The 19,804-nt window shown below is 65.0% G+C and carries 18 protein-coding genes and 2 tRNA genes; 8 read left to right on the top strand and 12 right to left on the bottom strand.

The window, feature by feature from the left end:
- Positions 1–9 precede the first annotated feature (9 nt).
- The 4 genes from AB4099_RS18770 to AB4099_RS18755 are packed head-to-tail and all read left to right on the top strand — an operon-like array spanning position 10 to position 3,246.
- Positions 10–915 (top strand): DUF5131 family protein, encoded by a 906-nt coding sequence (locus AB4099_RS18770; protein WP_441479141.1) that lies wholly within the window; start codon positions 10–12, stop codon positions 913–915.
- Positions 912–1,706, top strand: a complete 795-nt coding sequence (locus AB4099_RS18765) for a hypothetical protein (protein ID WP_441479140.1) — start codon at positions 912–914, stop codon at positions 1,704–1,706. The genes AB4099_RS18770 and AB4099_RS18765 overlap by 4 nt, the downstream gene beginning before the upstream one ends.
- Before the next feature lie 2 nt (positions 1,707–1,708).
- Positions 1,709–1,987, top strand: a complete 279-nt coding sequence (locus AB4099_RS18760; protein ID WP_441479139.1) for a hypothetical protein — start codon at positions 1,709–1,711, stop codon at positions 1,985–1,987.
- Between the two features lie 2 nt (positions 1,988–1,989).
- Positions 1,990–3,246: a hypothetical protein gene (locus AB4099_RS18755; RefSeq protein WP_441479138.1), complete on the top strand. Its 1,257-nt coding sequence runs from the start codon at positions 1,990–1,992 to the stop codon at positions 3,244–3,246.
- Positions 3,247–3,306: 60 nt separating this feature from the next.
- Here AB4099_RS18755 and AB4099_RS18750 read toward each other — a convergent pair.
- The 6 genes from AB4099_RS18750 to AB4099_RS18725 all read right to left on the bottom strand — a co-directional run bounded on the left by AB4099_RS18750 (position 3,307) and on the right by AB4099_RS18725 (position 7,268).
- A tRNA-Arg gene (locus tag AB4099_RS18750) sits at positions 3,307–3,383 on the bottom strand.
- 37 nt (positions 3,384–3,420) lie between these two features.
- Positions 3,421–3,726, bottom strand: a complete 306-nt coding sequence (locus AB4099_RS18745) for an ETC complex I subunit (protein ID WP_113519077.1) — start codon at positions 3,724–3,726, stop codon at positions 3,421–3,423.
- A gap of 66 nt (positions 3,727–3,792) precedes the next feature.
- Positions 3,793–3,869: transfer RNA gene (locus AB4099_RS18740), tRNA-Pro, on the bottom strand.
- A gap of 785 nt (positions 3,870–4,654) precedes the next feature.
- Positions 4,655–5,830, bottom strand: a complete 1,176-nt coding sequence (locus AB4099_RS18735; RefSeq protein WP_441479137.1) for a hypothetical protein — start codon at positions 5,828–5,830, stop codon at positions 4,655–4,657.
- Positions 5,831–5,913: 83 nt separating this feature from the next.
- Complete coding sequence (locus AB4099_RS18730; protein ID WP_441479136.1) at positions 5,914–6,552, bottom strand: transglutaminase-like cysteine peptidase; 639 nt, start codon at positions 6,550–6,552, stop codon at positions 5,914–5,916.
- Positions 6,553–6,791: 239 nt separating this feature from the next.
- Positions 6,792–7,268 carry a DUF192 domain-containing protein gene (locus AB4099_RS18725; protein ID WP_441479135.1) on the bottom strand — a complete coding sequence of 159 codons (477 nt, stop codon included), beginning with the start codon at positions 7,266–7,268 and terminating at the stop codon, positions 6,792–6,794.
- Between the two features lie 182 nt (positions 7,269–7,450).
- Here AB4099_RS18725 and AB4099_RS18720 point away from each other — a divergent pair, with 182 nt between their 5' ends.
- From AB4099_RS18720 to AB4099_RS18710, 3 genes are all read left to right on the top strand, one after another.
- Positions 7,451–9,292: a hypothetical protein gene (locus AB4099_RS18720; protein WP_441479134.1), complete on the top strand. Its 1,842-nt coding sequence runs from the start codon at positions 7,451–7,453 to the stop codon at positions 9,290–9,292.
- 28 nt (positions 9,293–9,320) lie between these two features.
- Positions 9,321–9,977, top strand: coding sequence for a CatB-related O-acetyltransferase (locus AB4099_RS18715; RefSeq protein ID WP_441479133.1), 657 nt, complete (start codon positions 9,321–9,323; stop codon positions 9,975–9,977).
- Positions 9,978–10,044: 67 nt separating this feature from the next.
- Positions 10,045–10,863: a class I SAM-dependent methyltransferase gene (locus tag AB4099_RS18710; protein ID WP_441479132.1), complete on the top strand. Its 819-nt coding sequence runs from the start codon at positions 10,045–10,047 to the stop codon at positions 10,861–10,863.
- Between the two features lie 115 nt (positions 10,864–10,978).
- Here the strand turns inward: AB4099_RS18710 and AB4099_RS18705 are convergent, their stop codons facing one another.
- From AB4099_RS18705 to aspS, 4 genes are read right to left on the bottom strand one after another with little or no spacing between them, the layout of a single operon-like run.
- The gene (locus AB4099_RS18705; protein WP_441479131.1) at positions 10,979–11,875 is read right to left on the bottom strand and encodes a glycosyltransferase family 2 protein; all 897 of its coding nucleotides are present in this window, start codon (positions 11,873–11,875) and stop codon (positions 10,979–10,981) included.
- Positions 11,876–11,918: 43 nt separating this feature from the next.
- Positions 11,919–12,221, bottom strand: coding sequence for a hypothetical protein (locus AB4099_RS18700; RefSeq protein ID WP_441479130.1), 303 nt, complete (start codon positions 12,219–12,221; stop codon positions 11,919–11,921).
- Positions 12,222–12,233: 12 nt separating this feature from the next.
- Complete coding sequence (locus AB4099_RS18695) at positions 12,234–12,605, bottom strand: hypothetical protein (protein ID WP_441479129.1); 372 nt, start codon at positions 12,603–12,605, stop codon at positions 12,234–12,236.
- 9 nt (positions 12,606–12,614) lie between these two features.
- On the bottom strand, positions 12,615–14,390 hold the full coding sequence (gene aspS / locus AB4099_RS18690) for an aspartate--tRNA ligase (protein ID WP_441479222.1): 1,776 nt from the start codon (positions 14,388–14,390) through the stop codon (positions 12,615–12,617).
- Between the two features lie 307 nt (positions 14,391–14,697).
- Here aspS and rnd point away from each other — a divergent pair, with 307 nt between their 5' ends.
- Positions 14,698–15,837 (top strand): ribonuclease D, encoded by a 1,140-nt coding sequence (rnd, locus tag AB4099_RS18685; protein ID WP_113517969.1) that lies wholly within the window; start codon positions 14,698–14,700, stop codon positions 15,835–15,837.
- A 68-nt stretch (positions 15,838–15,905) separates the two neighbouring features.
- Here rnd and ppx read toward each other — a convergent pair whose 3' ends face one another.
- Both ppx and AB4099_RS18675 read right to left on the bottom strand, forming a co-directional pair.
- Positions 15,906–17,408 carry an exopolyphosphatase gene (ppx, locus tag AB4099_RS18680; protein ID WP_441479128.1) on the bottom strand — a complete coding sequence of 501 codons (1,503 nt, stop codon included), beginning with the start codon at positions 17,406–17,408 and terminating at the stop codon, positions 15,906–15,908.
- Between the two features lie 7 nt (positions 17,409–17,415).
- Positions 17,416–19,611, bottom strand: a complete 2,196-nt coding sequence (locus AB4099_RS18675; RefSeq protein ID WP_441479127.1) for an RNA degradosome polyphosphate kinase — start codon at positions 19,609–19,611, stop codon at positions 17,416–17,418.
- Positions 19,612–19,804: the final 193 nt, after the last annotated feature.

Genomic DNA, 19,804 nt, shown 5'->3' with positions numbered 1-19,804 from the left:
GTACCGCCGATGGCTCACACGACAGGCATTTCCTGGGCAGATAAGACCTTCTCGCCGTGGACCGGTTGCATGAAGGTCAGCCCGGCGTGCGACGGGTGCTACGCCGCTCACCTCATGGATACCCGCATGCACCGGGTCGAATGGGGCGAGCCGGGCGCCGGCGAAGGCACGCGCTCGCTCATGTCGGACGACTATTGGCGCAAGCCGCTGGCCTGGAACCGAGAGGCGGCGCAGACCGGCGCCCTCCCTTGGGTGTTCCCGTCGCTTTGCGACCCGTTCGATACGGCGGTGCCCGCCGCGTGGCGCTGGCGCTTCGTGGATCTCATGGAGGCCACGCCGAACATTCTCTGGCTTCTGCTGACCAAGCGGCTCGGCAACGTCCTGAAACTCACCGATCCGTTACGCGGTGAGAAAGCTCTGCCGCGCAACGTCGCTATCGGCGGGACGTTCTGCAATCAAGCCGAGTGGGATCGGGATTCCCCGAAGCTCCGCGAGATCGATGAGCGGTTAGATCCTCTGTTCGTCTTCGGCAGTTTCGAGCCGCTTCTGGGCCTGATCGACTTCCGCGGCGGATGGAGCCCGGACTGGATCATCGTCGGCGGAGAGACCGACCAGGGCGCGCACCAAGCCAGGCCGACACACCCCGTCTGGGTCCGTGCCTTGCACGATCAAGCGGTCAGCCGGCGTGCCATCTTCCACCTGAAGCAGTGGGGAGAATGGCGGCACGCACCAGATCGCGCCCGGTTCCCTGACGCTATTCGAGAGAGATGGCAGCGCGTGGATTCCGCGATGAGCGGCATCCGCCCTGCCTTCATGGTCAAGGAAGGGAAGCGCCGAACCGGCCGCCTGCTTGACGGCGTTGTCCACGATGCGCGCCCGGCCGTGCCGGCCATGGAAAGCAGGAGGCTGCTTTGACCGATCGACCCATCCTGTTCAGCGGGCCGATGGTCCGCGCGCTGATCGCCGGCCACAAGACGCAGACGCGGCGCGTGATCACCAAGGCCCGAACCTTGGCAATTCCGGACGCGCCCGCCCTCACATTGAGCGACGACGATCTCGCGCGGGCGATGCAGAACGCATCCGACTTCCGCCGGCTCGACGGCGATATGTGGACGTGGAAGGCCGACGCTTTCGAGCATCAGGCTCCCGCAACCAGAACGAACTGGCATGCCCATCTCGGCCACGCACCCGGCGACCGGCTATGGGTGCGCGAGGCGTGGCGCTGCAACGGCTGGGCGACCGACGTTGCCACCATCTTCTATCGGGCGAGCGAGCGCGACGGCTACACCGCCATGTGCGAGCAGTACCCGGTCGCGGATCACAAGCCGCTTCGCGTCACGACAGGATGGCGCCCGGGCATCCACATGTCGCGCTGGGCATCGCGGCTGACGCTGACCGTCACCGATGTCCGCGTCGAGCGGCTGCAGGACATCAGCGAGGACGACGCGATCGCCGAGGGCATCGTCTGCGAGAACGTCATCGTCGGCACGACCAGTTATGGCCGCGGCCCGGTCGAGATCACGGCTGACCGCTACTTCTTTGACGGCTGCGACGACGAAGGCTTTGAAGACGCCGTCTCGGCCTACGCGGCACTCTGGGACCAGATCAACGGCGCCGGCGCCTGGGCGCTTAACCCCTGGATCGTGGCCTACAGCTTCAGCGTCCAGCGCGGGAACATCGATGCGATCGTGAAGGAGGCAGCATAGCCATGTCGCGCGCCCTCCCCGCACGCTTCCCGCCTCACGGCGCTTGGCCGGAGATGATGCGCGCCGACACCGCGGCTGCATTTTTCGATCGGAAGAACACCAAGGAGCTCGCCGCTGCCGTAGTGCGCGGCGAAATCCCACCACCATGCGGGACAACCGGATCAGGCAAGGCCAAGGAGCCAGTCTGGACCCGCTCGTACTGCGTGGCCTTTCTGCTCTCGCGGTACGATGGTGGCGCTGCTGGGCGCGTCGAGACCGAAGATTATGCAGATCTGGTGTGAACATGATCCGAAAGAAGCCGCGATACACGAATCGAAAATGGCTCACCGGCGCGAGGTGTTGGGCCTATTACTTCACGGTCCCGAGCTGGGCGCGCACGCGCAACTGCACAGTCGAAGACAAGGCTCTCGGCACTGACCGCGACGCTGCGTACGATTATGTCGAGACCGTGCTTTTGAAGCAGTTCGACTCATGGCGAACTGGCGGGCTGTCCGATCTAGCCCCGGCGCGCGGGGCCGTCGGCACATTCGACTGGCTCGTTACGACCTTCAAGGCGCACAAGAAATACAAGGATCTCAGCGACGGGCAGCGCCGCAATCATGAGCGCGGGTTCGACATGGTCGCCAATTTCGTCGTGAAGGATGGCCGGCGCGTCGGCAGTCTCAACCTGGTTGGGATCACCACCAACATGGCGGACCGGTTGCTCGAGAAGCTGGGCGTGGTCGAGGAGAAGGACGAGGACGGCAACGTCGTGATGCGCGAGCGCAAGACGACGGTCAATCATGCGATGAAGTCGTGTCGCCGGGCATGGAATGTCGTCTGGCGCGCTGAGCCGAAGATCGTCCCGAAGGACAACCCGTTCTCGAAGATGGGCCTGGACGAATCGTCGACGCCGTCGGTCGACGCCACCTACGAGCAGTTGCTCGCGTTCGTGCACTGCTGCGATGGGAACATGCGGCGCTCGATTGGAACGGCAGCCATGATCACATGGGAGTGGCTCCAGCGCGAGGAGCACATTTTCGGTGCGCTGGAGGCCAGTCACTACCGCCCCAAGGAGCGCCCCGACGATGTGCGAATCGTCCACCCGAAAACCGGCGTAGAGGTCTGGTGGCCGCTGTTCGATCCGCAGCAGCCCGGCAAGGTTCCGCTCTTCCCTGAGCTCATGGCTCGCATGGACGAGATCAAGCGCAATCGCATTGCCGGGAGGATGATCGTTCGTGACTGGAAGGACGAGAAAGAGGGCCGACCGATTCCGTGGGCGACCGGCAAGAAGGGCGACCTCACCTATCTCCGCCACGAGGTGAAGCGGATCATCCGCATGGCCGGCCTGCCCGACAACCTGACCTTCACGTCGTTCCGCCACGGCGGCCTGACCGAGACCGGTGACGCCGACATGACCGATCGCGAGATCCTCGCTCAGTCGGCTCAGAAGAGCCCGAAGGTGCTGCCGCGCTACGTCAAGAAGACCATGAAGCAGGTCGCGAACGGAGCCCGGAAACGCCGCGCTGCGCGAACAGACAGCGGCCAATTGTCAGAATGACCAGCAGCATGCGTGTCAGAATGAAGAACTCCACAAAGGGAAATTCCTCAATGATTAGAGTGGCGAGCCCGGCAGGATTCGAACCTGCGACCAGCAGCTTAGAAGGCTGCTGCTCTATCCAACTGAGCTACGGGCCCGTAGTCGAAAGCGCCCGATCGGGCGCCAAATGGTTGGTCAGTGGGTCCACTGCCCGACACGATTGAACTTGAAGTTATCCGAATAGGCCATACCGCGACGCTTCGGCACATGCGGCTGCTCCACCCGGTAGGCGATGCCGTTGCGCGTGGCATAGGCCACCGCCTCATCCTCGGTGTCGAACCAGAGCTTCACCTGGCTCTTCATGTCGGCAGAGGATGTCCAACCCATCAGCGGCTCAATCTGGCGCGGCTGCTCCGGCTCGTATTCCAGCAGCCAGCGCTCGGTCTTTGCCGTGCCGGACTGCATGGCATTGCGGGCTGGGCGATAAATGCGTGCGGTCATGCTCTGGCTCGGCCGTCAGCTCGTCATTCCATTGGCCCGCGATAGCGGGCCAGGCGATTTCGAGAATGGTCGGGGCACCAGGATTCGAACCTGGGACCCTCTGCTCCCAAAGCAGATGCGCTACCGGGCTGCGCTATACCCCGACTGTCTGCAAGTGCATCAAATCACTCGCGAAACGATCGCACACGCTCCTCGACGGCCACGTGCGACGCGCAACGAGATAGCACCGAACTGCCGCCATGGGAACCGTAAGTTCCGATGAAATTCCCAGCCAATTTCGTCCGGCGCCTCCTGCTCTCCTTTTCGCACGACTTGAGCGCGATATGACGATGTCGGCCCATCTGGTCGTCGCAGCACCGTCAATTTGTCCGCGCTCGCGCATAGCGATGCTCTGCGTGCAGGAGCGAACTACCTCTTTCGAGCCCAGCCGGCCCTGCGGCCGGTGAATGCCCGATGCTGCGCTCTCGCGCAGCCGGCAAGGAGCATCTCGCCCTTCGGGGGATCGGGGGAGCCCAGCCCGGCTGTATTCAAATCAGCCGCAGGGGGAAGCGGCCTAGCGTAAAAGCCAAATTGAGCAAAACATCGAAATTTCATTATGATTGAGAACGATACAAAATCGAGAAATTGAACTCCACAACAACACACCAAAGCAATCATGCAACGTCCTGGCGCTCAAAATAGTTTCAGGATGGGAGGTATTGCTATGAACCATTTCAAATCGAGCATATTCATTGCAAGTCTTCTTGCGACAACATCGACATTTTCATTCGCGCAGAATGCTCCCCTCCCGGGCGCCACATCTGGCGGCGTGCAGTATTACAGCACCGTCACTCCCAATGGTCGCCGGACGCGCGCGCCCAATCCCGCATGTGCCCTCTACCAGCAGGGCGGCGCAGAGTATTGGGCCTGCCCCCCTCTCACAACGGGATCACTGTCGTCGGGAACACCGGGGAGCGCCGGAGATCCGGCCGGCAACGGCAACAGCGGCGATAGCGGCAATGCTGCTGGCGGCGTAGCCAGCGCTGCGAGCAGCGGCAGCAGTTCCAGCGGTAGCGGCGGCTCGGGCGGTAGCGGCGGTTCTGGCGGGAGCAGTGGTTCTGGCGGGAGCAGTGGCTCCGGCGGAAGCGGTGGTTCTGGCGGAAGCGGTGGCTCCGGCGGGAGTGGCGGCTCTGGCGGGAGCGGTGGCTCCGGCGGGAGTGGCGATCACGACGGCGGCCACGATGGAGGTCACCACGGCAAGGGCGGCCATCACCACGGCAGCCATGATGGAGATCACCACGGCAAGGGTGGCGGCCACCACGGTGGCAAGGGCGGCGGTCACGACGGTGGCAAGGGTGGCGGCCATGACGGCGGCAAGGGTGGCGGCCATGACGGCGGCAAGGGTGGCGGCCATGACGGCGGCAAGGGCGGCGGCCATGACGGCGGCAAGGGCGGCGGTCACGACGGTGGCAAGGGTGGCGGCCATGACGGCGGCAAGGGTGGCGGCCATGACGGCGGCAAGGGTGGCGGCCATGACGGCGGCAAGGGTGGCGGCCATGACGGCGGCAAGGGCGGCGGTCACGACGGTGGCAAGGGTGGCGGCCATGACGGCGGCAAGGGCGGCGGCCATGACGGCGGCAAGGGCGGCGGCCAAGGTGGCGGCAATGGCGGCGGCAATGGCGGTGGCCAAGGTGGCGGCAATGGCGGCAACCACAACGGCGGCAATGGCGGGGGCCAAGGTGGCGGCAATGGCGGCAACCACAGCGGCGGCCAGGGCGGTGGCAATGGCGGCGGCCAGGGTGGCGGCAATGGCGGCAACCACAACGGCGGCAATGGCGGTGGCCAAGGTGGCGGCAACGGCGGCGGCCAGGGTGGTGGCAATGGCGGCAACCACGGCGGCGGCAATGGCGGTGGCCAGGGCGGTGGCAACGGCGGCGGCCAGGGCGGTGGCAACGGCGGCGGCCAGGGTGGCGGCAATGGCGGCAACCACGGCGGTGGCAACGGCGGCGGCCAGGGCGGTGGCAACGGCGGCGGCCAGGGTGGCGGCAATGGCGGTAACCACGGCGGCGGCCAGGGCGGTGGCAACGGCGGCGGCCAGGGTGGCGGCAATGGCGGCGGCAACCACGGCGGCCGGTAACCGCCAGTCTCTTCAGAGCACGTGAAACGAGGCACGCCCCGGGTCACTCCGGGGCGTTTGCTGTCTAGCGGTTAGCGGCCGGCCTGAGGATGGATCCCGTGCCGCGTCGCTGCGGTGTATCTCGCATTCCCAGCGTCGATCGTTTCCCATTGGCGCGGATTGGCCTGCGCCACCCGGCTGAAGAAGACGTAGCCCGTTTGCGACCAGAGCAGGATGCGCGATCTCTTGTTGTCCAGAACGAAATCTCCCGAATCGGTCACCACCGTCAGCACGGCATGGCCCTCGCCCTCGGGCGTTCCGACAACCGTCATCAGCAGAGTCGATGACGGCCAGCCGCGCTGGATCAGCAGCTTGCGCTTCAGGAGCGCAAAATCTTCGCAATCGCCCCGACCATCCGTCGGTATGCTCCAGACATCTTCCTGACCGTGATGCTCCAGGTCGGAGACCTCCTGAATGGTCGCATTCACATGCGCATTCACTTCCTGCAGCTCACGGTGGCGCTGGGGGGAAAGCGGGACGCTCCGCGCCACAGGCCCCGATCGCACACATTCCGCCGGGTTCTTCGCGCAGAAGGTGAGGAACGCAGCTGGTGGCGACGTGCGCCCCCGAGTCGCGGCCGCGATCTGCTCGGCATGGGCCTGATCCGGGCGGACTCCGGTGATCAGCGCAACGCACATCGCTAGCGTTGCGACCACGGCACGTGTCGTCATGATCCGTCCTTCGCAAGCGTACTGGGTATCGGGGAATGAAATTCGGGATGCCCGCCTTTGATTAAGGAAGTGGGCAATTCTGTGATTCGCCGCCAGATTTCTTCCGCAATCCACAGAGCTCCGACAGCGCGACACTCTTCATGCGGTGCTGTCACTGACCGCGCGTTCACCGGGAATGCTGGCTTGGCCGACCGGATTCGAGGAACCGCGCAGCACTGCGACGCGCGCGAAAACCGCCCTCACGGCTTGAAGAGCGGATGCTCCACCTTGTCGCCCGGCTTGATTCCGAGCTTGGCGGCGATCCCGCCATTGATTTCGAGGACCGAGAGCACCGGCTCGCCCGAGGGAATCGTGCGCGTCGAGAGCGGCTCGGTCTGCGCGGCAATACGAACGACAGTCCCGTCAGCACGGATGAACAGCATGTCGAGCGGAATGAAGGTGTTCTGCATCCACATCGCAACCGGTTCGACCCGACCGAAATCGAACAGCATGCCGCGGTCCGGCGGCAGGTAATTGCGATGCATCAGGCCGCGCGCACGCTGATCAGGCGTGCGCATGACCTCGACCTGGAAGACATGGCGCTGCCCGCTGCCGACGATCGCAAGTGTTTCCAGCCCGGTCGCGGGAGCCGTCTGCTGGGCGAATGCCATGATGGGGGTAAGAGCCAGAAGCAGCAAGGCAAGGCAGGCTGCAGGGAATAGTCGGGCGGACCGCATCGTCACAAAGCTCCATTGCATTCGTCGCCCGCACCGCTCCTGCACCGGCCGGATGGCGGATCTGAGACAGATACGAAAGATCGCAGCGAGGCGGTCAAGTTTTTCCTGCGTCCGGGAGAGCAAGTCGTCTTCCTTTCGTCGCTGCGTTGCGGCAGGTTCGCTGCCGTCATCTGGAGACCGTCATGATCACGTCGACCCTTCGCAGCCCGATGCGCCGCCTGCGCGTAACGGCGGCTGCGGCCTTTATCCTCGTTCTGGCGCAGCCGTCCTGGGCAGCCGATTTCCAGATCGACAATATCCGCCTGGACCTTGGCGCGATCGTCGTCGCCATACCGAAGGTCGATGTGAAGGGCTCCAGCCTCGAGCGCGAAGCCTTTGTCTCGCTGTTCAATGGCAGCACCGGCGAGGGCGCGGTTGCCCGGACGGGCCGCCTCACCGCGTCGGAAATCAGTGCGCCCGAATTGACGGTCGAGCAGGTTCTCGGGCCGCAAAGGCAGGTTACGACCTATCGCGATATACGGTTCAGTGAGATTCGCGACGGCAAGATCGGCCGCGGCTCGGCGGGAGGCGGAGCGATATCCGTGACCGGTGGGCCGGCCGGCGCGATGAAAGGCGATATCAAGCGCATCAGCTTCGAAGCGTTCGACATGCACCATCTCGCACGCGTGCTCACCGAGCGAGCCAAGCCCGGCGTGGAAGAAGCCATGCAGCCGATCTTTGGCCGTGTCGAGCAGGACGGCTACGCCATCGATCTGGGCCCGCTCGGCAAGATCTCGCTCGGCAAGGCGACGGGCCGCGACTTCAAGATGCGTGTCGGAGACGAGCCGGTCGGAGAGCTCCTGTCGCGGATCATCGCGCAGGCGGAGGCCGACCAGAAGGCAGGGCTCAGCTCGAAGGCCGAGCGCGACCCAGCCCGGCTCGAGGCCGACAAGCGCATGGCGCTTTCCATGTTCTCGCTGTTCGATGCCATCGACTACGGCAGCGGCGAGGTCCGCGATATGGTGATGGCGCTCTCCGTTCCGCCGAATCCGGGCGAAGCGCCGGTCGCCATGGACGTGAGAATCGCCAGGTTGGCCTATGGCGAAGATGCGCCGGCCAAGTCTGGCTACGCCGTGGAAGGTTTCTCTTTCGCGGGTGCTGGCGCCAAGGCAGGGTTCGAGTCGCTCAGCTATTCCGGCTTTTCGCTCGCGCCCATGTTCAAGGGTCTGAAGGAGGCCCTGGCCAAGCCCGAAACCGAGATCGATTCGCTCGATTTCCGCAAGCTGATCCCCAAACTCGGCACGATCCGGCTTGCCGGGCTCTCGGTCGATGTGCCGCAACCGGCAAAGCCGGGTCAGCCAGCGCAGGCCCCAATCCGCGTCGGGCTCGGGACCTTCGAGATTGCTGCCGCCGACCAGATCAACGGCATCCCCACCAAGCTTGCCTTGACGATCGACAAGCTCACCGCTCCAGTGAGCGAGGCAACCGGCAATCCCGCGGCCGCGGATCTGATCGCCATGGGCTACCGCGCCCTCGACCTCTCCGCGAAGCTCGACCTCGCCTGGGACGCCGCACGCAACGAGCTTGCGATCCGCACGCTCTCGCTCGGGAGCGGCGGCATGGCGCAGTTCGAAGCCTCGGGTACCCTCGGTAACGTCACCAAGGACCTGTTCTCCAGCGACCTCGCGCTCGCACAGGTTGCGGCGCTCGGCGCGACGGCCCGCAAGCTGGATGCCAGGCTGAAGAATCTCGGCCTGCTCGAGAAGTTCATCGAGAACGAGGCCCGCAAGAACAAGCGCAAGCCCGACGATCTGCGGCGCGAATATGCGATGATGGCCAGCCTCGGCCTTGCCGCGATCCTCGGCCCCTCCGATGCAGCCAAGACCCTGACCGCGGCCATCTCGCGCTTTGCGGCCAAGCCAGGCACCCTCACCGTTCAGGCCAGCGCGAAGTCGACAGGTGGTCTGGGCCTCGCCGACGTCCTCACGATCACCGAGCCGACCGAGATCTTCGACAAGATCGACCTCAAGGCCAATGCCGAATAACTGGTCTGTCGATCTTCTTCCCGAAGACGTGTCCTGGCGGCCCACCGCGATTGCAGCGTGGTGGGCCGGCCTGCCGCAGGGCCCGCGCAGCTTCCTGCGCCGGCGCTTCAACCCCGATAACCAGGCCCGTTTGTATCTGGCCAATCTGATCGCTCGGCACCCGGGGCAGATTATTGTCGGACGTTACACCTATGGCCGCCCGAAGGTGCGCTTCGCCGGAAGCGGGGCGCGCCTGATCATCGGGCGCTACGGCTCGGTCGGGGATGGGGTCGAGATCCTGCTCGGCGGCAACCACCGCACGGAATGGGCGACGACCTACCCATTCCACGACTACCAGCGACTGTGGCCCGAGGCGAAGGGCCATCCAGGGAATCAGGTCTCGCGCGGCGACGTCATCATCGGACACGATGTCTGGCTCGGGTCGCAGGCGCTGATCCTGTCCGGGGTCCATATCGGCCATGGCGCCGTCATCGGCGCCCGCGCCGTCGTCACGAAGGACGTTCCGCCCTATGGCGTCGTCGCCGGCAACCCGGCACGGCTGCTGCGACACCGTCTGAGCGAGGAACGGATCGCCACATTGCTGGCGAGCCAATGGTGGGCCTGGCCCGAGGCCGAGATCAGGCGGCTGATCCCGGTCCTGATGTCCGACAGGATCGAGGATTTGCCTCCGAGAGCCGTTTCCTGATAGTTCGCCGGTCAGGATCGAAGGCACCCCCTCCGATACGGCCTCCCTCCATTGCCGGACCGCCCCCATGCATGATTCTGCCAACGACAAGGCGCGGGTCTTCCGCAAGGCCTATCTCTCCGCCGTCGAGACCTCGCCACTGACCGTGCTTGATGTCGGCTCGGCCATCGTCGACGGACAGAGCTTGTCCAACCGCGACGTCATGTCTAACCTGGCCTGGAAACTTGTCGGCATGGACATCGAGCCGGGGCTGAATGTCGATGTCGCGGTGGCCGACCCTTATGACTGGAAGGAGATCGCCACAGGCTCGGTCGACGTCGTGACCTGCTCGGAAGTCTTTGAGCATGCCGAGTATTTCTGGATCACCATCCTTGAGATTTCACGCGTGCTGAAGGGCAATGGCCTCGCCTTTATCACCTCGCCGGGCGGCGGTCCCCGGCACCGTTTTCCAGTCGATTGCTGGCGCTTCTATGATGATGCCTTCCCTGCCCTGGCCCGCTATGCTGGGCTGAACCTGCTCGAAGCCCAGGTGCAATGGGTGCCGGCCTATCGACGGGGCATTCAGTGGCGCGATTCCAGCGCCGTGATGCAGAAGCCGGCACGCGACGGCGCCGCAACCCGCCTCGACATGGCGCGCAGCGTGATCGGCAAGAGCCTTCGCGGAACCGAGCCGGCTCTGGCGGAGCTCGATCTCTCGGCCTTGCCGAACACGCCGCTGCCGCTGAGCCCAATCCCTGTCCTGCAGGGCAAGGCCGCCTTTGCCGCACGCGAGGCCGAATTGCTCGCGGCCGACAGCAATGTGCTGCGCAAGGCAAGGCTCGTCTTCAGGCAGCTCCGCGAGATCCGCAGGATCATCACCACCCCCATGAAAGACCTGCACCTCTAAAGCATCGGCCCGAAAAGTGGATTGCGGTTTTCGGGGCAAAGCCGATGCAAACACAAAGGGTTGGATCATCGAACCGGATACGATATCCGGTACGATGTGATCTAAGGCGCGCCGGCTATTCTAAGCCCTGCCGCGAGAGCGCCGTCCGCCCCCGCCGCCAGTCCAGCGCGCCAGCGGCCGAGCCCGCATGCGCCATCATCTTGAGGCGGTTAAAGATCAAGGCGTAACCGACTGTCTTTGCGATGTTTTCGCAAACCGCACGGGACGACGGCCCGGGTTGCCTGTATTTCGCGGCGATATAGGCGTGCGACCAGGCGAGATGCCAGCGTGCGTTGAAGCGACGGCCGGGGCTGGGCTTGCTGGAACGGCCGCGCGCGTGATGCGCCTGCGCCTCATGCACGTGCACGAGCGGATGCCCGGCATCGCGCATCCGGCGGCAAAGATCGTCGTCCTCGTAAAACAGGAAGATCTGCGGATCGAAGCCACCCAGCGCGGCGAAGACCTCACAGCGGAGCAAGAGGCAAGCGCCGGAGAGAAACGGCATGCAGGCATCCCCCTCCGGAACAATCGCTGCGCCGGAATGATTGAGATGGGCCGGCGACAGCAGAGACCGCGGCTGAATGAAGACGCGCCCTGATGGCTCGACAATGCGAGGAGCCAGCATCCCGGCATCGGGGTAGCGTCCTGCGGCGGCCAGCAGCGCTGCCATGGCGCCAGGCTGCAGCACCAGGTCGGGATTGACGATCAGCGCATAGGGCGTGCGGCAGGCTGCGATGCCGAGATTGTTGGCTCGGCCATAGCCTTCATTCCGGGGGCTCGCGATCACCGTTGCACCATGCGACCGCGCGATGGCGGCCGATTCGTCACCGCTGGCATTGTCGACGACGATGGCAGGCACGCCCTCGCGCCGTAGCGCATAGAGGCAGGCCGACAGGACATCGGCACTGTCATAGGCGACGACGACCGCGGTGACGGTCTCTTGGAGCGGGAGCAACTCGTTTGCGGGCGGCATTCCTGCCTTCTGGCCGGGATCGCCCCCGGCAGGCAAGCAGAATTCAGCGCCGTGCGAGGCGGGCAAGGTCGTGCTGAACCGCGCTGCGCTCGGCGGCGTCGCAATGACGGGGCGCCTTGTAGGACTTCACCGCGAGGCTGGCATTGACGGCGACGAAGCGTCCGCGCTCGGCCGGGGCAAGCCCCGCCATCACACGGCGGCGATCGACGGCGACACCACAATCATATCCGCGCGAGACTTTGACCGCTGCAAACTCCGCCGTGCCGGGCATTGGACCGGCGCTCGTCGTGCAGGCAGCAAGCGCAGACAGGAACAGGCTGCAGAGGAAGGCTCTGGCGAAGAACATGGCTGATCGCGCTCAGAGCCCGCTGAAATCGCCGGCCCGTACGCGCGCCATGCGGGGCTTCAAGGAGCCGCGTTCTTCCGCAGAGCAGGCTTCGGGCCGCACATCCTGGTTGATGGTCGACGCCTCCGAGACGGTGACATAGGTCGAGCGTGCTCCCGCGATCTGCTCCGGCGTCGCGCCGCGAGCACGCTCGGCGTCGAGGAAACGGTCGAGCGTGCTGGAGCGCGGCGCTCCGGCCCGGCAGGCGATCGAGCGCGAGACCAGATTGGCAAGCTCCGCCGCCCGCCCCGAGCTGGTATGGGGCGCTGCGGTGACACAGGCGGTTAGCGGCAGCGCGAGCAGGCAGGCGAGCACGGCCAGGCGTGCTCCGGTCGAGGCAGGCATGGCGGGGGATCAGCCGTTCTTTTCGGGCAGGTTCAAGCGGATATGGAGCTCGCGCAGCTGCTTGGGCCCAACCTCGGAGGGCGCCCCCATCAGCAGATCGACGGCCTGCTGGTTCATCGGGAACAGCGCGACCTCGCGCAGGTTGCTGGCGCCGGCAAGCAGCATGATGATGCGGTCGATACCGGCGGCCATGCCACCATGCGGCGGCGCGCCATACTGGAAGGCGCGATACATGCCGCCAAAGCGCTCGATCACCGTCTCCTCGCCATATCCGGCGATCTCGAACGCCTTGACCATCGCCTCAGGACGGTGATTGCGAATGCCGCCCGAGGCAAGCTCGTAACCGTTGCAGGCGATGTCGTACTGGAAGGCCTTGATCGCCAGCGGGTCGTCCTTCTGCAGCGACTCCAATCCGCCTTGCGGCATCGAGAACGGGTTATGCGAGAAATCGACCCGCTTCTCGTCCTCGTTGTACTCGTACATCGGGAAGTCGACGATCCAGGCGAAAGCGAAGGCGTTCTCGTCGATCAGGCCGAGTTCCGAGCCGACCTTGTTACGGGCGGCGCCGGCGAACTTGTAGAACTTGTCGGGGTTGCCTGCGGCGAAGAAGGCAGCGTCGCCGTCCTTCAGGCCAAGCGCCGCGCGGATCGCCTCGACCCGCTCCGGACCGATATTGTTGGCGATCGGGCCGGCGCCCGCGCCCTCGCGCCACATGATATAGCCGAGGCCAGGCTGGCCTTCGCCCTGAGCCCAGGAGTTCATGCGGTCGCAGAAGGCGCGCGAACCGCCGCCCGGCGCCGGGATCGCCCAGACCTGGTTCTTCTCGTCTTCCAGAATGCGGGCGAAGACCTTGAAGCCCGAACCGCGGAAATGCTCGGAGACGTCCTGCATCTCAAGCGGGTTGCGAAGATCCGGCTTATCCGAGCCGTATTTGCGGATCGACTCGGCATAGGGAATGCGCGGCCAGTTCTTGGTGACCGACTTGCCGCCGCCGAATTCCTCGAAGACGCCGGCGATCACCGGCTCCATGGTGCGGAAGACGTCTTCCTGCGTGACGAAGCTCATCTCGACGTCGAGCTGGTAGAATTCGCCCGGCAGACGGTCGGCGCGCGGATCCTCGTCGCGGAAACAGGGCGCGATCTGGAAATAGCGATCAAAGCCCGCCATCATCAGCAGTTGCTTGTACTGCTGCGGCGCCTGCGGCAGGGCGTAGAAATGGCCGGGATGCAGCCGGCTCGGCACCAGGAAGTCGCGCGCGCCTTCCGGCGACGACGCGGTCAGGATCGGCGTCTGGAACTCCGAGAAGCCCGAGGTCTTCATGCGGTTGCGCAGTGAGTCGATGACCTTGCCGCGCAGCATGATGTTGTTGTGCAGCTTCTCGCGACGCAGATCGAGGAAGCGATATTTCAGGCGCGTGTCCTCGGGGTATTCGAGATCGCCGAACACCGGCAGCGGAAGCTCGCCGGAAGGACCCAGCACCTCGAGCGCCGTGGCGAAGACTTCGATCGCACCGGTCGCAAGATTGGCGTTCCCGGTCCCCTCGAGGCGCGCCTTGACCTTGCCGTCGATGCGGATGACCCACTCGGCCCGAATCTTTTCGGCCTCGGCGAAAGCCGGCGAGTCCGGATCGATCACGACCTGGGTCATGCCGTAATGGTCGCGCAGATCGATGAAGAGCACACCGCCATGATCGCGGATGCGGTGGCACCAGCCCGAAATGCGAACCTGATTGCCGATATCGCTCTCGCGAAGGGCGCCGCAGGTGTGGGAGCGATAGCGATGCAAGGTCACGGGACTCGTCTCTCGGAAATGCGAAGGAGCCGGCGCAAGGCCAGCTGAAACCTTCGGCGTAAGCACACGCAGGCGTGCGGATTGTCAAGAATGGCAGCGACAATCGTGATGCGCGAAGCCGGCATTCCGGCTGTTCGCAGCAGGGGGCCGGCAGAGTCCGGCCCACCATGGCGTGGAGGTTTCGCTAGGCTGATAAGGCAGATGGACCGCCCAGTTCTTCTGCAGATCATGCGTCGCCAGCGAGCAGAAGCATGAAACGCGGACTCGACGGACAACCCGTTCCTCCGCTAAGCCGCTCATCATGAGCCTCATCACCACCACACAGGATCTGGCCGAGGCGTGCGCGCGGCTGGCCCAGCATCCCTTCGTCACGGTCGACACCGAATTTCTGCGGGAGACGACCTATTATCCGAAGCTCTGCCTGATCCAGCTCGCCTCGCCCGACGAAGCGGTGCTTGTCGATCCGCTCGCGCCCGAGATCGACCTCGCGCCCTTCCTGGCGCTGATGGTCGACCAGAACGTCGTCAAGGTGTTCCACGCCGCACGGCAGGACCTGGAGATCATCTGGATCATCGGCAAGCTGCTCCCGACCCCGCTCTTCGACACGCAGGTCGCCGCAATGGTGTGCGGCTACGGCGACTCCGTCGGCTACGAGCAACTCGCCAACGACCTCGCCAAGGCGCGGATCGACAAATCCTCGCGCTTCACCGACTGGTCGCGCCGACCGCTGACCGAAGCGCAGCTGACCTATGCCGAGTCCGATGTCACCTATCTGCGTGACATCTATCTCGCTCTCTCCGCCGATCTCGCCGCCAGCGGCCGCGAGGGCTGGGTTGCCGAGGAAATGGCGATCCTGAACTCGCCGGCCACCTACGAGGTCAGGCCCGAGAACGCCTGGCAGCGCCTGAAGGGCCGGATTCGCAAGCCCAAGGAAGTCGCGCTGCTGATGGAGATCGCAGCTTGGCGCGAGCGGGAGGCGCAGAGCCGCGACGTGCCGCGCCAGCGGGTGCTGAAAGACGATGCGCTGATGGATATCGTCCAGCGCGGACCGCGCTCGGTCGAGGCGCTGGCGGAGCTCCGCTCCGTGCCGAATGGCTTCGAGCGGTCGCGCGCCGGCGGCGAGGTGCTTGCTGCAATCGAGCGCGGCCTTGCGCTCGATCCCAGGGCCCTGCCCCGTCTCGAGCGCGAGCGCGGACGTCCGACCAATGGTGCCGTGCTCGACCTGCTCAAGGTGCTGCTCAAGGCGACCGCAGATGCCGAACGCGTCGCGCCCAAGATCCTGGCCTCGACCGATGATCTGGAGGCCATCGCCTCGGATGATCTTGCCGAGGTACCGGCACTGCAGGGCTGGCGTCGAGAGGTCTTCGGCAACAAGGCGCTGGCGCTGAAGAACGGGCAGCTGAGCCTGAAGATCTCCCGCGGGCGCGTCACCGTCGCCTGATCGGCATGACCTGACCTTCTGTCCTTGCATCGGCTTTAAGGCCGCAAGCCCCATTCCGGGCCGATGCCTTAGCCCGCAGCAACCTCGTGCTCGCGGCCGAGAAGGCGGGCAAGCTGCTTCAATCGCCCGGTGACCCGCTCGCTCGACAGGGCCTTGAGCTCTGCCGGGAAGCGCAGCACGAGCCGCCGGTCGACACAGGTCAGCGAGATGCGGGTCAGGATATCCGGCATGCCCGCCGAAAGCAGATAGGCCACGCGGAACGTCGCCGCGAGCAGCAGCGCGCGTTCGAGCTGCCGGGGCGTCAGGAGGCGCCGTAGGTCGGATGCCACCGGCGTATCGCTCTTGGCTCCGGCATAGCGATGGAACACCGCAAGCGCCAGGAAGGCGCGGCCGGGGTGATCGACGCCGTTGAAGGCGGCATGGGCAATGACGTTGAGGCTCTGCTCGCCGCGATAATCCGGATGGGCGCGCCAGCCGATATCCGAGAGCAGGCAGGCGACGTCCTGCAACCGGCGGCTCGCCGCATCCTCGTGCAGACCCGCGCTCGCGAAGAGCTTTGCGACCCAGGCAATCAGGTCGGCCGCATGACGCGGGTCACGGGCCCTGAGCAGGTTGTAGTCCTGTGCCCCCTGAAGCAGCGGATCGATCCTGCGCTCCTCCTCCGGGAGCTGTTCGTGCAGCAATCCCTCGCGGACGCCGTTGGCCGAAATCACCACCGAGCGCGGACGGCCGCGTTTGATCAACTGGTCGAGCACCAGCGCGCCATAAGCCAGGAGCGGCCGGCGTGCCGAGGACACGGCTTCGATCGATTCCAGCACGGCGCTGTCGGCTCGCTCGACCAGCTTGGCGAATTCGGTGACGTCCCGCGCTGGCACGGTGTAGGCGTGCATGACGCTCAGCGGATAGACCGACTGGCGCTGATGCAACGTCGCGAGCGCACGCCACGTGCCGCCGACGGCATAGAAATCGCGGCCGCGCATTGCGGCGAGCTGCGGCAGGTTGTCGAGGGCTTCGCGGACGATCTTCTCGGCGAGCTTGACCGAACCCTTCGAACGGTCGAGCAACGCCAGAACCCCGATCGGCAGGCTCGCTCCCTCGCCCACCCGGTCGTTCTCGACGGCAGCAAGCTCGAGCGAGCCGCCACCGAGGTCGCCGACGACGCCACGCGGTGCGTCGAAGCCTGAAATCACGCCGAGGGCCGACAAATAGGCTTCACGCCCACCGGAGATCAGCTCGATCGGCTGGCCGATCGCCCGCTCGGCAAGCGCAATGAACGCAGGCCCATTGGCGGCGTCGCGTGCCGCAGCGGTCGCGATGACCCGGATATCGCGGACATGCATCGCCTCGCAGAGAATGCGGAAGCGCACGAGCGCGCCAAGCGCCTTATCGATGGCGTCATCGGCGAGCCGGCCGGTGGTCGCGACCTGGCGGCCGAGACCAGCCATCTCCTTCTCATTGAAGACCTGCGCCGGCGAACGTGACAGCATCTCGTAGACGACGAGGCGAACCGAGTTCGAGCCGATGTCGACGATGGCGAGCGTCTCGCCGAGGCTCAGCCGCCCCGGGATCAACGCCGGGTCAAGCCTTTCTGCCGGTCCGGCGCGCAAGGCTGCGGGGGCTTGAATTGGAGAGCGATTTTCCACGTCCGGACAAACTCGGATTGGTCATGAAATATTTGTGGGCGTTGAACGACTCGTCGCTCGGCGGCGGGACAATGCGTCTTGAGCCACCATCGGGCAAGATGGTCCAGCTTTGCTCGTTGTCGAGGAAATTCGCCAGCATGATCTGCTCCAGCAATTGCTGGTGCACCGTCGGATTCTGGATCGGGGTTAACGCCTCGACGCGCCGATCGAGATTCCGCGGCATCAGGTCGGCCGAGGAAATATAGAGTTTGGCCTTGGCCGAGGGCAGACCGAAGCCGGCGCCGAAGGCATAGATCCGGGTGTGTTCGAGGAAGCGCCCGACAATCGACTTGACCCGGATATTCTCCGACAGGCCCGGAATTCCGGGCCTCAGGCAGCAGATGCCGCGCACGACGAAGTCGATCTCCACACCGGCCTGGCTCGCATCATAGAGCGCATCGATGATCTCGGGGTCGACCAGCGAGTTGCACTTGCCCCAGATCGCGCCCTTGCGGCCGGCCTTCACATGGGCAACCTCCTCGGCGATATCGGATAGCAGGCGCTGCTTCAGCCCTACTGGCGAGACCGACATCTTCTCGAGTTCGGCCGGCTCCGCATAGCCGGTAATGAAGTTGAAAACGCGTGCCACGTCCTGCCCCATCACGGGATCGGCGGTGAAGAAGGAGACGTCGGTGTAGATGCGCGCCGTGATCGGGTGGTAATTGCCGGTCGCGATGTGGCAGTAGCTGACGAGTTGGCCCGCCTCGCGCCGTACGACCATCGAGAGCTTGGCGTGGGTCTTCAGCTCGATGAAGCCATAGACGACCTGCACGCCCGCGCGCTCCAGGTCCTTGGCCCAACGGATATTCGCCTCCTCGTCGAAGCGGGCCTTGAGCTCGACCAGAGCCGTCACCGACTTGCCGGCCTCGGCCGCCTCGGCCAGCGCCCTGACGATCGGCGAGTTCGAAGAGGTGCGGTAGAGCGTCTGCTTGATGGCGACGACATTGGGATCATGCGCTGCCTGCTGCAGGAACTGCACGACGACGTCGAAACTCTCATAGGGGTGGTGGACGATCAGGTCCTTCTGCCGGATCGCCGCGAAGCAATCGCCGCCATGCTCGCGAATGCGCTCGGGGAAGCGGGCATTGTACGGCTTGAACTTGAGGTCGGGCCGGTCGACGCCGACGAGTTGCGATAGCTCGTTCAGTCCGATCATACCCTCGACCTGGACGATCTCATCGGGGTCGACCTTCAGCTCGCGCACGATCAGCCGGTGCAGATGCGCGGGCATGCCGGCACTGACCTCAAGACGAATGACGACGCCACGGCGGCGTTGCTTCAGCATCGTCTCGAAGACGCGCACCAGATCTTCGGCTTCCTCCTCGATGTCGAGGTCGGAGTCCCGAATGACGCGAAACGAGCCGGTTCCCTTGACGTCGTAGCCGGGGAAGAGCTTGCCGATGAAGATCGAGACCGTGTCTTCCAGCGTGATGAAGCGGTGCACGCCGTCGCGTGCCAGATCGGGTAGCTCGATGAAGCGGTCGATTTTCCCGGGAACCCGGATCAGCGCGTCGAGCTGCCGGCCGTCGCTGATCCGCTCCAGCGCCAGCGCCAGGGTGAAGCCGAGATTGGGGATGAAGGGAAAGGGATGCGCCGGGTCGATCGCCAATGGCGTCAGCACGGGGAAGACGAGATGCAGGAAGTGGTCCTCGAGCCAGGTGCGGTGCTGCGCACCGATGTCCTTTGGACCCAGCAGCACGATGCGATTATCGTCCAGCTCGCGTTTGAGTTCGACCCAGCGCGCCTGCTGGTCGGCAGTGAGGTCGGCCGTCGCCTTGGCGATCTCGATGAGCTGCTCGGCCGGAGTTAACCCATCCTGGCTCGGCGTGACCACACCCGCCTTGAGTTGCTCGCGCAGGCCCGAGACGCGGACCATGAAGAACTCGTCGAGATTATTGGCCGAGATCGAGAGGAAGCGGAGCTGCTCCAGCAGGGGATGGTTGCGGTTCGACGCCTCCTCCATGACCCGACGGTTGAACTGCAGCCAGGAGAGCTCACGATTGACGAAGCGGGCGGGTGATTGCCGCAGACCGACGGGACCGACCTCAGGCGCGTTTTCCGCAGCCTTCACGTTTGTCGGTTCGATATTCATGAGTTTCGCCCTCGTCTCGAACGCAAGTCGGACCCACATCGCCCGCCTGTCAAACTTGAAGCCATCCTAGCGTGACGGTTCCATGACGGGCGAGTGCTATTCCTGCGTTGCCTCAAACCAATTGCCTTCCCATGTGGTTTCCTTTGCCATGCTGCGGCGAGTGGCCTACTTGCGCGGCGCCGGCTCGTCCTGT

It is taken from the genome of Allobosea sp. 2KB_26 (assembly GCF_052115715.1).
In the GTDB taxonomy this organism is placed as follows: domain Bacteria; phylum Pseudomonadota; class Alphaproteobacteria; order Rhizobiales; family Beijerinckiaceae; genus Allobosea.
The sequence above is the reverse complement of the archived record's forward strand: the minus strand, read 5'-3'. Positions and strand labels throughout refer to the sequence as shown.